This window comes from Gloeomargarita sp. SRBZ-1_bins_9 (assembly GCA_039794565.1).
Taxonomy (GTDB): domain Bacteria; phylum Cyanobacteriota; class Cyanobacteriia; order Gloeomargaritales; family Gloeomargaritaceae; genus Gloeomargarita.
Map to the genome: position 1 here is coordinate 25,493 of JAUQVX010000012.1, position 14,275 is coordinate 39,767.

Here is a 14,275-nt window from a genome sequence, read left to right on the forward strand (position 1 = left end):
CCCTCAAGTGCGGAGGCGGTTCACAAAAGCCAACCCCTGCCGTTTACCCGCCGCATCAGGGACGGGTCACCGCAAGCATCCACCACCGTCGGCGCTGGGGGACCTAGGGCGTCAAACCTGGGCTGGGGCTGCACTCCGTTGGCCGGCGTGAACCGATTACCCAAGGGCAACCCCGGTCGCACACCCCAACGGGCCACCAGTTCCTGGATGGGTAGAAAACGCAGGGAATCGCTCACCTACTGCGCTAGCGTTACCACGTCCCCCGACCCCAAGGTAGGGCAACGGCTGGGCAAGGGTGTGCCATCAGCGAGCTGGGGGTTGCGGTCGGTGAACCAAGGCATCCCCTAGTTGCAGAATTCCTCGAGAGCGCTCCCCAAGAGCAGTGTAATTTCCAGGGCCGCTTGGGTAGTCGGTTGACCACCTGCACCCGTGACGAGTACTGCCAGTCCCATACCCCAAACCCATCCCCGCCGCTGTTGCATGGTAAACGATCCTGCGGCAATCCCCCCCTGCATACTCTAGCAAAAGGCCCTAGTCTGGTCATGCGCTATCACATCCGTCACCGTTTGCACTACCGCTATCCCCAGCCGGTGCGGCTATCGCCCCAGGTGGTGCGCCTGCATCCCCGCAGCGACTGCACCCAAACCGTCGAGCACTACAACTTACAAACCGACCCCCCGCCCCAGCACAGTTACGTTAACATTGCCCTGGACGGCAGCACGGAACAGGTGTTTATCCCCCCAGCTGGGGTCACTGATTGGCACATCACCATGGAAACGGTGGTGCGCACCCATCGGCAAAATCCCTTTGATTTCCTGCTGGAACCCTGGGCCGTGACCCTGCCCCTGGACTATCCCGCCCGGTTACGCCAGGAGCTACAACCCTACCTGGTCCAGGACCCCGACCCCGCCGCCACCGCCCTGGCCCAGGAACTCTGGCTGGCCAGCGACGCCCAAGTGGTCCCCTTTCTCTGGCAGTTAAACCAGACCATCTACAGCAAATGCACCCACATCATTCGGCCTACAGGGGCGGCCTGGCCGGCCGGTTTGACCTGGCAACGGCGCGAAGGAGCCTGTCGCGATTTGACCGTCCTATTTATAGCCGTGTGTCGAGCCATGGGGTTAGCCGCCCGTTTTGTCAGCGGTTACCACGAAGGGGACCCCGATTGGCCCCACCGCCATTTACACGCCTGGGCAGAAGTCTATCTCCCCGGTGCCGGCTGGCGTGGCTACGACCCCACCCACGGTTTGGCCGTCAACGACCGCTACGTGGCCCTAACCGCCCGGCCCCATCCCCAGGACACCCTACCCGTGACCGGCCAAGTACTGACCCCCGGTGTGACAGGGACCTTGACCTATGAGATCGCCATTACTCCTGGGCCGGCGACGACTCAGCCCGCTCCTGCTTCAGGCGATTCAACAGGGCAATGACGCGGCTCCCCCGCTCTAGGGAGGTATCTTCCCGGAAAACCACCTCAGGGGTACGGCGCAGGCGAATCCGTTGCCCCAGCACCGACCGTACGTAACCCGTTGCCGAATGCAACCCTGCCATGGTTTGCGCCCGCACCTCCGGCGGCCCGTAAATACTCACATAAATCTGGGCATGCTGCAAATCCCCCGACACCTCCACATCCGTTACGCTCACCAGTCCTTGCCCCACCCGGTCGTCCTTGATGCCCTTGAGCAGCAACTGGCTCACCTCCCGCTTGATCAGTTCTGCAACCCGCTCCACCCGGCGACTGGTAGCCATAGGTTCTCCTCCTTGTGTGGCACTGCCAAGCCCTAGGATGCCGCCACCGGAGCCGACGGTGTGAGATCGCCGCCCTTGCGCATATCCGCCAACACCGCCCGCGCCTGGTTCAACCGGTCCAGCGTACTGCGATACAGTTCCAGGTCCCGCTGCACCTTTTCTGGATTCCACTGTATCCCCTGGGCTAAGGTTTGGACCGCCTGGGGCCACTGCTCCGGCGTCTCCGGCAGCACCGTCTGCACCAACGTCCACAGCCCCACCGCCGCCAGGCGACTGTACTTGGGAATCGGGGGCGTTACCCAGGCCTGCAACTCCCGCTGCAACGGGTCATGGTCGGAAAACCCCGTTTCCGGTTGAGCCAACCACGCCCGCAAGCGCGCCCCACTTTCCCCTTGCGCCAACGCCAGCAACTGTTGCGCATCCTGCCGGTACTGCTGGGGGTCCTGGTGGAGGGAGCAACACAACGCCCGAAAAATTGACTCCCGGTGCGCCGCCGGTGTGTAATGCTGCATCAAGGTATCAAAGGCCGTCACCACCCCCAGGGCATACAAGGGCCGGTAACGAAAGGCCACATTGACGTGCAGCAGGTGCATCTCCACCAACAACTCCTCCACCACCCGTTGATAGACCGAATGAATCGGGCGGGGATGGTACTGGTAAAAAGCCCGCTTGGTATCGGCAACCGTCGGTACAGCAGACACAGGCGCAAACCCCGGCAAGCGACTGTTATTTATCTTACCCTGTTCCCGGCCTAGCGCCCCAACCCCAACACACTCGCCAGGGACCGGGCAGCATTCGACGGTTCCATGGCATCCAGGGCAGCCGTCGGTTCATAGCCACAATGCACCATGCAGTCCCGGCATTTGGGGTTGCCGCTGGCGTGACCGTACTTTTCCCACGCCGTCGTTTCCAGCAATTCCTGATAGCTTTGGCAGTGACCTTCGTTGAGCAAATAACAGGGCCTTTGCCAACCTAGGACACTGTAACTTGGCATCCCCCAGGGCGTGCATTCGTAGTCCTTTTCACCAATGAGAAAGTCCAAAAACAGGGGGTTGTGGTTGAAATTCCATTTTTTGAGACCTCGGCGGTAGGGGGCCAGGATTTGCCGAAACAGCGCCCGTGTCTGCTCCCGCTGGAGAAAGTGTTCCTGGTCCGGCGCCCATTCATAGCTGTAGCCTGGGGAAACCATCATCCCATCCACCCCCAATTCCGTCAGGAAATCAAACAACTCCTGGATTTCCTCCGGTTGGGTACCGGCAAAAACGGTAGTATTGGTCGTCACCCGAAAGCCCGCCTTTTTGGCCGCCTTAATGGCCCTAATGGCAATATCGAACACCCCCTGCCGGTTCACCGATTGATCATGGCGCTCCCGCATCCCGTCAATATGCACGCTGAAGGCAAAGTAAGGGGACGGCTTAAATTTGTGTAAACTCTTCTCCAGCAGCAGACCGTTGGTACACAGATAGACAAACTTGCGGCGTGCCACCAGCCCGGCCACGATTTCATCAATCTGGGGATGCAACAGGGGTTCCCCACCAGGAATGGCCACGATAGGCGCGCCGCACTCCTCAACGGCCCGGAAACATTCCTCTGGGGTGAGATGCCGTTTCAGTACCTCCGGTGGATGTTGAATCTTACCACAGCCGGCGCAGGCCAAATTACAGCGAAACAGGGGTTCTAGCATCAAAGTCAGGGCAAACTTCTTACGCCCCAGCATCCGTTGGGTTACTAAATACTTCCCGACTTCCAGCGCCTGCAACCAGTGAATGGCCATGCTGCAACTCCTCACCACAGGGGTTTCCCATCTGCCACTGTAAAGGATTTCCCCCCGCCTGGCAAGTCAGAGGTGTCCGGTATCGTCCCTTGACACGGTTGCTTAAGGGACAGAGGCTATTTGATTTGCACTGACGTTGTATAGAAGCTACTGCCCGACGATTTATAATGCTAGGGGTAGAACTGTTGCCGATAGCCCATGACTGCCGGTTTACCGTTGCGCCTTCCCCCCACCTTACGCTGGACAGAAACCGAGTTTCGGGAATGGGTAAAAGCCAATCCCGACCTGCGCTGGGAACTCACTGCCGATGGGGAACCGCTAGCTATGCCGCCAACGGGAGGGGAAACCGGATTTTACAACGCTAATTTGAACGCTAACTTCATCCTGTGGAACCGGCAAACGGCTTTGGGTTATGTATTTGATTCCTCCACGGGTTTTCGGTTACCTAATGGGGCGATTCGTTCGCCGGCTGTGGCCTGGATTGCCAAGGAAAAGTGGGATTGTTTATCGCTGGAGGAATGTCGAGGTTTGGTCCCCTTGTGCCCTGATTTTGTAGTGGAGATCCTCTCGCCTGCGGACGACCCTAACCTGGTGCGGGCTAAGATGGCGGAATACTTGGCTAACGGGGCGCGCTTGGGTTGGTTGATGGACCCGCAACAACAAACAGTGACCATTTATCGCCCTGGTGTGGCCCCCCGCACCCAAGATTTCGCCGTGCCGTTGACGGGGGAAGAGGTGCTGCCGGGACTGGTGGTGAATTTAACATCTCTCCTAGGTTCCTAAGGGCGATGGAGTACCGCCGTTTTGGTCGCACGGAGTTGGCCATGCCGGTGTTTTCCTGCGGCGGGATGCGCTACCAGTACAAGTGGCAAGACCAGGACCCGGCGGCTATCCCCAAGGACAACCAGGAAAACCTGCGGGCAACGATTCACCGGGCTTGGGAACTGGGGATTACCCACATCGAAACGGCAAGGGGTTACGGCACTTCTGAGATGCAGTTGGGTTGGGTTTTGGGGGAATTTCCCCGCGACAAATTAATTGTGCAAACCAAGATTGCTCCGACGCCCGATGCCCAGGAATTTGCCCATAAATTCGCCACCTCCCTGCGCTATTTACAACTGGAGTATGTGGATTTGTTGGCGATTCACGGGATCAATTTGCCTGAGCATTTGCAGTGGAGCTTGCAGGTGTGCTTACCCCTGGTGCGGCAATGGCAACGGGAAGGCCGGGTGCACTTTGTGGGGTTTTCCACCCATGGACATGTGAGCTTGATTACCCAGGCCATCAATACGGGGGAATTTGATTACGTCAACCTGCACTGGTATTACATTTTTCAGGAGAATTGGCCAGCTATTTTGGCGGCGGAGAAACAGGACATGGGGGTGTTCATTATTAGCCCGAGTGACAAGGGCGGGCATCTGTACAACCCCCCGGACAAGCTGGTGCGTTTGTGCCACCCCCTGCATCCCATGGTGTTTAATGATTTGTTTTGTTTAAGTCATCCCCAGGTGCATACCTTGAGTGTGGGGGCGTCCTGCCCTGGAGACTTTGACACCCATTTGCAAACGCTGCCCCTGTTACCCCAGGCCCAGCGGGTGCTACCCCCCATTCTCCAGCGGTTGGAGCAAGCAGCCATCGAAGCCCTCGGGCGCGAGTGGTATGAGCAATGGGCGGTGAATTTGCCCCCCTGGTTCGAGACGCCGGGTCAGATCAATATGCCCCTGATTTTACGGTTGCTCAACCTGGCGGAGGCCTTTGACCTGTGGGAGTACAGCCGGGCGCGCTATGGCATGTTAGGGCCGGGGGGCCATTGGGTGCCGGGGCGCAATGCCGCCGATTTGCCCCTAGGGGAACTCAGGGCCTGTTTGGCTCGGCATCCCCAGCCGGAGGAGGTGTTGCGGCGATTGCAGCGGGCCCATCGGTTGTTGGGGGGAGCAACCGGCCAGCGCTTATCAGGGGCTTGAGCCAGGGTTCTGTGGAACAACTGGGGGGTGCCACTTTGATCAGGGGAGCCAACTCCAGGAGGTCGGGCGCCAATTTCCCCTGCACCGCCCAGGCAAAATAACGCTCCTGAATCCGGTCCAGTTGCAGGTGCAGATTGAGTTGCTGGGCCCATTGGAAAAGGTGTCGCCAGCGCTGAATCCCCAACCGTAGTAACGCCGCCGGCCCATGGCTGAGTAATCCTTCTAACCAGGTGAGCAGCAAGCGTTCGATGATTTGCCGCCCTTCGGGGATCTCCAGCCGCACCCCCACTTGGTCCACCTCCTGGGCCAGGCTATGCAGCTCCTGTAAATAGGCCAGACCGTTGGGGGGGCTATCCTGCAGGGGATTGCTCGTTTCCAGCTCCAACTGCCGCAGGAGCATCATGGCCCGCTGGCTCAAGCTGATGGCCGCCGCCACCTGCAACTCCTGGGGCACAGGCAGATGGTCCCGCCGGAAGGCCATCACCACGCCGTAGTTTTCCCGATAGACCTGGCTGTAGAGCTGGTCGAGGTGCGTCAGGGTGGTCTGGGCTAGGAAGGTGATGATGCGCTGGCGCTCTTCGCTGAACACATCCCGCAGACCGTAGCAGGCGCCACCGTTGAACAGACGGGCCATGGCCAGCACCGTTTGCGCTCCGCTGCCCTGGTGAAACACCTGTACCAGCTGATCCCGCAACTGCTGATAGGCTTTGCGTCCCTTGTAGAGCTGGAGGCAACAGTGAAAATCCCAACCGCCCAAGTGCAGAACCGCCAGGACCAAGTGTTGCCTCTCCCAGGTGATCACCGACGTGATCGTGACCTCCCCCACCGCCAACGTCAAAGTGCCCAGCCGGTAAATTTGATAGTCCTTTTGGTCAATGCGGTAGCAGTAGAGTTGTTCCTGGCGGGGATAGGTGGTGTACAGGGAACTAATGCCGTAGTGGGCGGCCACCTGGGCCATGGTCACCCGGGCCGTTTCCACCCGTTGTTGGTACACCACCTCGCCGTTAACGTACTGGGGTAAGTTGCTAGGGGCTAAAGCCAGCCGCTTGCGAAACTCCGGTTCCAAATCTTGACCGGTGACCTCCCGCGCCCAAGTGATCGCCCGGTCGGCATAGCGCAGGATTTGTACCCCTTCGGGCCGGGACAGTTCGTCGAAGAACCACCCGCAACTGGTGAACATCAACAACCGGTAGCGCTGCATTTCCAACAAGCGCAACACATCCACCTGTTCTTCCGGCGTCAGGGGATAGCGCTGGTGCCGGGCCAAAAAAGCTTGGGTCTGCTCCCGGGTCCGTTCCCGAATGACCTGGATGTATTCGTCCCGCGCCTGCCAGGGGTTGACCAGCCAGTCCCCCGCCCATTCCTCATACAGGGCGTCCAGTTGCTGGGCCAGCCAGTCCAGACTTTGGCGCAGGGGCAACCGCCACTTTTGGTGCCAGCCTCCCCCCCCGCCACAGCCGCAATCCGATCGCCAGCGTTCCACCCCATGGGCGCAACTCCAGGCTGTGCGGGGCTTGATGACGATCTCCCACTCGGGCGGGTGCAAGCTCAGGTAATGGGCAAAATTGGTCACCTTCCAGCCACGCCGGGGAATTTCCCGCGTCAAGGCATAGGCGATGGTCTTTTCCGCCCCCTTTTTGTGGTGCCCAAAGGTCTCCCCGTCCGTGGCGACGGCAATCAATTGGGTGCGTCCCGGTTGCACCGCCATCCCCAAGCGCCCCACCAGGGTTTGACTGCTGCAGAGGACATCCCCAAAGCCCATATCCCCAGAAATCGGCCCGTCATAAACAAAAATGGCGATGCTGCGCTGGCGACCGTATTCCGGCAGGACCTCGTCGGGAATCCGGCATAGGTAAGGACGGGTAGGGTCAATCTGGCCGCCCCCCACCTCCAACCATTCCCCCCCCGCCAACGGCCGACAACGCTGCGCCTGGGACGGGGCAATGATGGTGAACTTAAACCCCTCCGCCACCAACACCGCCAAGGTTTCGTAGTCAATGGCGGTTTCTGCCAGCCACATCCCCTCCGGCCAGCGCCCAAACCGGGCAAAAAAGTCTGCCTTGGCCCAGCGCACTTGGGTGAATTTGTCCCGGGTCGAGGCCAGGGGCATGATGATATGGTTGTAAACCTGGGCAATGGCGTTGCCGTGGCCGTTGAGCCGCTCGCAACTGCGCCGGTCCGCCTCAAGGATGCGCTGGTAAGTCTCCAGGTCGTAGCGCTCCAGCCAACTGAAGAGGGTCGGGCCGATGTTAAAACTCAAGTATTCAAAGTTGTTGACGATATCGATCACGTCGCCGTCGTCACTTAAGACCCGAGCGAAGGCGTTGGGACGATAGCACTCATGGAAGATGCGCTCGTTCCAGTCGTGAAAGGGGGCTGCCCCCTCCTGCCGCTCAATCGCCTCCAGGTAGGGGTTCTCCCGGGGGGGCTGGTAAAAATGCCCATGAATGGTCACGTATACCTCCGTTGGCCCCATACTCCCTCCCGGTTGCTGTCGGGTTAATTTTACGTTAACTTTGTGGCCAAGCCCAACGGCCCGTTCTCCCCAAAATCTTTAGCTTTGGACGCTCCTTTGGTTTTTGCAAAACTTTACAGGCCGCCACCAACGGTAAACACCTACTGTGACGATACTTGCCCAATTTTTACAGAATTTTTGGTTTCTGCAACTTGTAGTCCCTTGGCTTGGTGCATTAGGCTAAAAATAGCGGGAGCAAGTGGATGCCACTATGAGCGAGACCAATCCCTACGCGCAGTTAGGGGTCAGTGAAGATGCCTCCTTTGAAGAAGTGCAGGCCGCGCGGGCGCAACTGCTACGGGAGTGCCAGGGGGATGAAAAACGGGCCCAGGTGGTGGAAATGGCCTATGATGCCATCCTGATGGACCGGCTGCGCCAACGGCAGGAAGGGCGTATTAAGGTGCCGGAGCGGATTCGCTATGCGGAGCGGCACATGGTGGCGACGGCGGAAAAAAGCGATGTGCGCACGGCCACCCTACCGGCCTGGGCTGAACAATTGCGTAACTGGATTGACACACCCACCACGACCGATGTGGTCTGGACCAGTTTGGTGTATGCCGGGTTAGGGTTTTGGGCCTGGTCAGCACCGGTGAATGCGGCCTTGTCCGTGGCCCTGGGGATAGGGGCGAGTCTCTATTTCCTGAATCGCAAGGAGCATCGCTTTGGTCGGGCGCTGCTGTTGACTCTGGTGGGATTGGTGCTCGGCGCTCTGGTGGGGAATGTGTTGGTCAGCCTGGGTCTGGGATTGCCAGCCAATACGGCCATCAGCTGGGGCATTTTCGCCATGCTCTGGTTGGTCAGTAGTTTCTTGCGCTGACGATTGCTCCGGTTATGTCCGCCGCGACTGATCCCCAGTCGGTGAAAAGTGACCTGTGGCTGCGGGGGTTGTTGACGGTCGCCTGGGCGGATGGGCATTACACGGACGAGGAGAAAACTTTGGTGGCTGATTTGCTAGGGGCCAGCGAGGTTGGTGATTTTCGACCGGTAACCCCGCAGGAGTTGGCCCAGGCGTTGCCGCCCTACGACCCGAGAACGGGGGATTTCCTGCGCACAGCGGTGATGGTGGCCCTGGCTGATGGCTTGTACTCGGACGCTGAAGACCGGCTGCTGCGTCAGTTTTGCCAAGCCCTCGGCCAACCGCTGGATGTACTGGAGAACTTACGGGCAACCCTGGTGAAACGGGAGGGGAACCAGTATCTGCCCCAGCAGGCCTCCGAGCGTCAGGACTTACTCGACCCGGTGCGGCGCTGGCTGGACCAGTTGGAAATCCATGACCCCCGAGTAGCCCGTTTCCTGTGCCGCCTGATTCCGGCCCAATGCCCCTTTGAACGGGATGTGGTGTTGTTTGGGCGCAAGGTTGTGCATATCCCTCCTTTGTGCCAGCTCAACCCCCTGTATGAGCAGTTGGTGGGGTTGCGGCTGCGGGCGCTGGCCTTTTTGGCGCAACGGGGGGAAGATGTCCCGGCCTAGATATGCACATCCGGGAGGCGCAACCCCAGGATTGGCTGCAGATGTGGCCCCTGATTCAGGAGGTGGCTCAAGCCGGGGAGACCTACGGCTATGACCCGGACCTGTCACCAACCCAGGCCTATCACCTGTGGATGGAAGTCCCCCACAAGACTTACGTGGCGGAGTGGGATGGGCAGATTGTGGGTATCTACTACCTGAAGCCGAATCAGGGGGGACCGGGGCGGCATGTGAGTAATTGCGGCTACATCGTGGCCCAGGGGTGGCGGGGGCGGGGCATCGGGCGGCAGATGGGGGAACATTCGTTGCAGATGGCCCGGGTGTTGGGGTACAAGGCGATGCAGTTTAACTTTGTCGCCGCCAGCAATAGGGTGGCCATTCACCTGTGGCAAAAACTGGGGTTTAGGGTTGTGGGGCGCTTGCCTAAGGCCTTTTGCCACCCGCGGCTGGGGTATATTGATGCCCTGGTGATGTATCAATGGTTGGCGGATTAGATGGCCATTTCCCTGACGGATCATCCTTTGCTCCAGGCGGTGCTGGCGGAATTGCAGCCCCGGTTCCAGGCGATTGATGCCCTGGTGAAAACCAACTTGGCGCGGGTGCTGCAGGCCATGGCCGACCAGCGGGTGGGGGTGCACCACTTTCACGAAACGACTGGCTATGGGCACGGGGACCAGGGGCGGGAAACCCTGGAGCGGGTGTTTGCCCAGGTGATGGGGGCGGAGGCGGCGCTGGTGCGTCCCCAGTTTTTCTCCGGCACCCATGCCATTGCCTGTGCCCTGTATGGGGTGTTGCGTCCGGGGGATGAACTGCTGGTGGCAACAGGAGCGCCCTATGACACGTTGGAACCGGTGTTGGGGCTGCGGGACTCAGGGCAGGGGTCGCTCCAGGATTTCGGCGTCCTTTACCGGCAGGTGGATTTGACGCCTACAGGGGAGGTGGATTGGCAGGCCCTGCCCCAGGCAGTAGGTCCCCGCACCCGGGTGGTGTTGATTCAGCGCTCCTGCGGCTATAGTTGGCGGCGCAGTCTGACGGTGGCGGAGGTCGGCTACATTGTTGAGCGGGTTAAGCAGGTCAATCCCCGGGTCATTTGCGTGGTGGACAACTGCTACGGCGAATTTGCTGAGACCCAGGAGCCGCCGATGGTGGGGGCTGACCTGATCGCCGGGTCGTTGATCAAAAATCCGGGGGGAACCATTGCCCCTTGCGGCGGATACGTGGCCGGCAAACGGGCCTATGTGCAACTGGCGGCGAATCGTTTAAGCGCGCCGGGGATCGGCATGGAAGCCGGAGCGTCCCTGGGGTTCAATCGCCTGTTGTTCCAGGGGTTGTTTCTGGCGCCGCAGATGGTGGGAGAGGCCCTCAAGGGGGGATTGCTGCTGGCGGCCACCTGCCAACGCCTGGGCTATCCGGTGCAGCCGACGCCAGAACAACCCCGGCCCGACACCATCCAGGCCATCCAGTTGGGGGACCCGGACAAGTTGGTGCGCTTTTGTCGGCTCCTGCAGCGCCTCAGTCCGGTGGGGAGCTATGTGGACCCTGTGCCAGCCGTCACGCCGGGATACGAGAGCCAATTAGTGATGGCCGGCGGCACGTTTATTGACGGCAGCACGAGCGAGCTGTCCGCCGATGGTCCCCTGCGACCGCCTTATGTGGTGTTTTGTCAAGGGGGCACCACCTGGTTGCACTGGCTCTGGGCGCTGGAACACCTCCTGCCGGAGCTGGCCCCTAATTCACGTACATGAATACCTCGCTTTTTTCATAGCGCACCTTGGGGCGTTGAGCCTGGGGGTCGTCGGCGGCGCGGTAACCCAATGGACACACCACCACTGAGCGATAGGGGGTTTCCTTCAGCCCCAGGATTTCGTCGTATTTATCAGGGATGAATCCCTCCATCGGGCAGGTGTCAATCCCCAAAAACGCCGCCACCGTCATCAGTTGCCCCAGTGCAATATACACCTGACGGGCGGCCCATTCTTCCAAATTCAGGGGATAGGGGGGATGGGTCAAAAAGTTTTTGATAAGCTGGCCCAGTCCCTGCAATTTCTCTAGGGGCACCCCCTGCACCTGGGCTATGCGCGCCAAATACCGATCCACATCCGCCGGACCCAGGTTTTTTTGCAGCGCCAGGACCACCAGATGGGAGGCCTCAACCACCTGCTTTTGCCCCCAGGAGTACTCCACCAACTGCGCCCGGATGTCCGGGTTGTGCACCACCACAAATCGCCAAGGCTGCAGGCCAAAGGAAGAAGGGGCCAGGCGTAAACTTTCCTCCAAAACCGCCCAAATCTCCGGCGGAATTTTCCGGGTGGGGTCAAACTTTTTGGTGGCGTACCGCCAGGACAACCGCTGCTGTACGAACTCCGGTGAAACCCCCGCCAACATGCCCTAGCCCCCTTTACAAAAGTTAACCTTTGTTTTGCATTATAGGGCCACCCTATCCGTTGGGGGGACTGGCCACTCGGAGAAATTACCGTTGAGCCAGGGGAAGGGACCAATTAGAATTCGGAATACCCCAGCATCGTCGGAACCATGCTTCGGCAAATGAATGCCCATGACTTTGCGGCCCGCCGCCGGCAGAATCCCTACCTACAGGTTTTGGATGTGCGGGAGTGGTGGGAGGTGGAACGGGCTTGCTTGCCGGGCTGTCTCCATCTGCCCCTGAGTGAATTTGCCCTGTGGTCCCCCCAAATCAAGGAGCTACTCGACCCGGCGCAGGAAGTTGTGGTTGTGTGCCATCACGGGGTGCGGTCGGCCCAGGTGGGCGCTTGGTTGCTGGACCAGGGCTACACCCAGGTGGCCAATCTGGCCGGTGGATTAGACGCCTATGCCCTACTGGTGGACCCGACCCTGCCCCGTTACTAAAAGTGCCGGGCCGCCATTGCTTGGTGTCACACCCAACTGGTAAGTTGAGGGCAGACGTGCCCTAGGTCCTCAACGTTTGAGCCATGACCAGCAAGCGTAGGCACTTCTACCGGCGCGTGGGACGGACAACTCTATTTCACTGCCTACAACGCTGGCTCCACGCAGCTACCTTGCCGCCGGAGCAGTACGAACGCCTGGTTGAACGGCGCTCCCGACGCAAATTGCTGCAAACGGCCGGGGCCTTAGCTACAGGTGCGCTAACTGCCCATCTGGGGCATCGGTGGAGCCAAGCCGCTTCCTCGCCCCGCATTGTCATCGTCGGCGCCGGGATGGGGGGACTGAACACGGCTTATCACCTGCGGCGGTGGGGGTGGCGTGCTTTGGTGTATGAGGGCAGTAACCGCGTCGGGGGGCGCATTTTTTCTACACCAGGTCAGTTCGCGCCAGGTCTGGTGACGGAGTTAGGGGGTGAATTTATTGACAGTTCCCATGACGACATGCTCTTTTTTGCCCGCCAGTTTGGGCTTGACCTGATTGACCTGGCCTCGCCTTCAGAAAAATCTTTGCAAACCCGTTATGTCTTCGATGGTCGAAGCTACACGGAGGCCCAAATCATCGAAGCCCTGCGCCCTTTTGCCCGTCGCATTGCCCAGGATGCCCAAAAAGTGGGAGATACGGTGACCTACCGCCAGCACACGCCCCACGCCCGTACCCTGGACTGGCTCTCCCTGGCGGATTACCTGCGGCAGTTGGGAATCAGCGGCTGGCTGTACGACCTGTTGACGGTGGCCTATGTAACGGAGTACGGCCTGGATGCGGACGCCCAGTCCAGTCTGAACCTGGTCTTGATGCTCGATACGGACCTCCGGGATGGCTTTGACCTCTACGGCGAGAGCGATGAACGCTACAAGATTCGAGGGGGCAACCAGCAAATTCCCGACCGTCTGGCCCGCTTGCTGGCCTCCCAACTGCATCTGGAGCATCGTCTGGTGGCCCTGCGGGAGACGGGTTCGGGTTATCGCCTGACCTTTGCCCGCCCCGGGGACCGCTATGTAGATGTGACGGCAGATGTGGTGGTTTTGACCCTGCCGTTTACCCTGCTGCGGGAGGTGGACCTGCAAGTTGCCCTGCCCCAGGCCAAACAGCGGGCCATTCGGGAGCTGGGCTACGGCACCAACGCCAAAGTGATCCTGGGGTTTCAGAGGCCCTTCTGGCGCACCGCTGGGTTCAGTGGTGACTTTTTCACCAGCGCCCCCTGCCAGAGCGGTTGGGACAGCAGCCGACTCCAGCGCCAATCCGTCGGGAGTTTGACCCTATTTCTGGGGGGAACGCCAGGGGTGCAGGTGGGACAGGGGACCCCCCAAGCACAGGCCAGGGCTTTTCTGCCGGAAGTGGAGCGGCTGTTTCCCGGTGCCACCCAACAATACACGGGCAAGGCTACCCGCTTTTATTGGCCTGGCCATGCCTGGGCGCGGGGCAGCTACGCCTGCTGGAAAGTGGGACAGTACACCACGCTTGCCGGATCGGAATTTGCGCCGGTAGGACGATTGTTCTTTGCCGGGGAGCACACCAGCTTGGACTACCAGGGCTACATGAATGGGGCGGCCGAAACGGGACGACGGGTGGCCCAACTGCTGCACCGCCAACTGCGGTCCTAGGGGAGGTCCCCAGGCATGTCCAATACCAGGTGTTCTGTTGCCATGGACGACGTCGGGCCCCTATGGCGGGCAGAAAGGGGTGATAGGATGGGAGGTGTGGCTGACCCTGAACAGTCAACTCTCCCCCGCCGGCCTGCCCACCCCGACAGCTCCAGAATTGAGCCCGGCCCAACAAAGGCGCGTCCAGCGGATATTGGCCCATGTAATCCGTGCCGGTCAGCCCCAGGCCCTGGATCAGTGGTCCGCTTGGGGTTATCCGAGGCCACGATGGGGGGAGCAGTTC

Annotated in this window: 15 protein-coding genes; 9 read left to right on the forward strand and 6 right to left on the reverse strand. The window is 60.1% G+C overall.

The window, feature by feature from the left end; all coding sequences use genetic code 11:
* Window positions 1-20: 20 nt before the first annotated feature.
* Window positions 21-236: a hypothetical protein gene (locus tag Q6L55_09850; GenBank protein MEN9259011.1), complete on the reverse strand. Its 216-nt coding sequence runs from the start codon at window positions 234-236 to the stop codon at window positions 21-23.
* 306 nt (window positions 237-542) lie between these two features.
* On the opposite strand from Q6L55_09850, the gene Q6L55_09855 reads away from it, so the two are divergent.
* Complete coding sequence (locus tag Q6L55_09855; GenBank protein MEN9259012.1) at window positions 543-1,430, forward strand: transglutaminase family protein; 888 nt, start codon at window positions 543-545, stop codon at window positions 1,428-1,430.
* Here the strand turns inward: Q6L55_09855 and rbfA are convergent.
* Genes rbfA through hpnH form a run of 3 tightly spaced genes read right to left on the reverse strand, consistent with a single transcriptional unit; the run spans window position 1,369 to window position 3,523 of the window.
* On the reverse strand, window positions 1,369-1,749 hold the full coding sequence (gene rbfA / locus Q6L55_09860; GenBank protein ID MEN9259013.1) for a 30S ribosome-binding factor RbfA: 381 nt from the start codon (window positions 1,747-1,749) through the stop codon (window positions 1,369-1,371). The genes Q6L55_09855 and rbfA overlap by 62 nt on opposite strands.
* A 32-nt stretch (window positions 1,750-1,781) precedes the next feature.
* Window positions 1,782-2,450 (reverse strand): photosystem II biogenesis protein Psp29, encoded by a 669-nt coding sequence (gene psb29, locus Q6L55_09865; protein MEN9259014.1) that lies wholly within the window; start codon window positions 2,448-2,450, stop codon window positions 1,782-1,784.
* Window positions 2,451-2,500: 50 nt separating this feature from the next.
* Window positions 2,501-3,523 (reverse strand): adenosyl-hopene transferase HpnH, encoded by a 1,023-nt coding sequence (gene hpnH / locus Q6L55_09870; protein MEN9259015.1) that lies wholly within the window; start codon window positions 3,521-3,523, stop codon window positions 2,501-2,503.
* Window positions 3,524-3,721: 198 nt separating this feature from the next.
* On the opposite strand from hpnH, the gene Q6L55_09875 reads away from it, so the two are divergent.
* Both Q6L55_09875 and Q6L55_09880 read left to right on the forward strand, forming a co-directional pair.
* On the forward strand, window positions 3,722-4,306 hold the full coding sequence (locus Q6L55_09875) for a Uma2 family endonuclease (protein ID MEN9259016.1): 585 nt from the start codon (window positions 3,722-3,724) through the stop codon (window positions 4,304-4,306).
* A 5-nt stretch (window positions 4,307-4,311) separates the two neighbouring features.
* A complete protein-coding gene (locus Q6L55_09880; protein MEN9259017.1) occupies window positions 4,312-5,487 on the forward strand; it encodes an aldo/keto reductase in 1,176 nt (391 codons plus the stop codon).
* Here Q6L55_09880 and Q6L55_09885 read toward each other — a convergent pair.
* Window positions 5,378-7,963 (reverse strand): DUF3536 domain-containing protein, encoded by a 2,586-nt coding sequence (locus Q6L55_09885; protein ID MEN9259018.1) that lies wholly within the window; start codon window positions 7,961-7,963, stop codon window positions 5,378-5,380. The genes Q6L55_09880 and Q6L55_09885 overlap by 110 nt on opposite strands.
* Window positions 7,964-8,213: 250 nt before the next feature.
* On the opposite strand from Q6L55_09885, the gene Q6L55_09890 reads away from it, so the two are divergent.
* From Q6L55_09890 to Q6L55_09905, 4 genes are read left to right on the forward strand one after another with little or no spacing between them, the layout of a single operon-like run.
* Window positions 8,214-8,819, forward strand: a complete 606-nt coding sequence (locus Q6L55_09890) for a CPP1-like family protein (protein MEN9259019.1) — start codon at window positions 8,214-8,216, stop codon at window positions 8,817-8,819.
* 14 nt (window positions 8,820-8,833) lie between these two features.
* Window positions 8,834-9,472, forward strand: coding sequence for a Mo-dependent nitrogenase C-terminal domain-containing protein (locus Q6L55_09895; protein ID MEN9259020.1), 639 nt, complete (start codon window positions 8,834-8,836; stop codon window positions 9,470-9,472).
* Window positions 9,473-9,474: 2 nt separating this feature from the next.
* Window positions 9,475-9,963: a GNAT family N-acetyltransferase gene (locus tag Q6L55_09900; protein MEN9259021.1), complete on the forward strand. Its 489-nt coding sequence runs from the start codon at window positions 9,475-9,477 to the stop codon at window positions 9,961-9,963.
* The gene (locus Q6L55_09905; protein ID MEN9259022.1) at window positions 9,964-11,214 is read left to right on the forward strand and encodes a methionine gamma-lyase family protein; all 1,251 of its coding nucleotides are present in this window, start codon (window positions 9,964-9,966) and stop codon (window positions 11,212-11,214) included.
* On the opposite strand, the gene Q6L55_09910 is transcribed toward Q6L55_09905, so the two are convergent.
* On the reverse strand, window positions 11,198-11,854 hold the full coding sequence (locus Q6L55_09910; GenBank protein MEN9259023.1) for an NAD(P)H-dependent oxidoreductase: 657 nt from the start codon (window positions 11,852-11,854) through the stop codon (window positions 11,198-11,200). The genes Q6L55_09905 and Q6L55_09910 overlap by 17 nt on opposite strands.
* 147 nt (window positions 11,855-12,001) lie before the next feature.
* Here Q6L55_09910 and Q6L55_09915 point away from each other — a divergent pair, with 147 nt between their 5' ends.
* Together Q6L55_09915 and Q6L55_09920 are read left to right on the forward strand one after the other, a co-directional pair.
* On the forward strand, window positions 12,002-12,334 hold the full coding sequence (locus tag Q6L55_09915) for a rhodanese-like domain-containing protein (GenBank protein ID MEN9259024.1): 333 nt from the start codon (window positions 12,002-12,004) through the stop codon (window positions 12,332-12,334).
* Between the two features lie 83 nt (window positions 12,335-12,417).
* Complete coding sequence (locus Q6L55_09920) at window positions 12,418-13,992, forward strand: NAD(P)/FAD-dependent oxidoreductase (protein MEN9259025.1); 1,575 nt, start codon at window positions 12,418-12,420, stop codon at window positions 13,990-13,992.
* The last annotated feature ends 283 nt before the right edge of the window (window positions 13,993-14,275 follow it).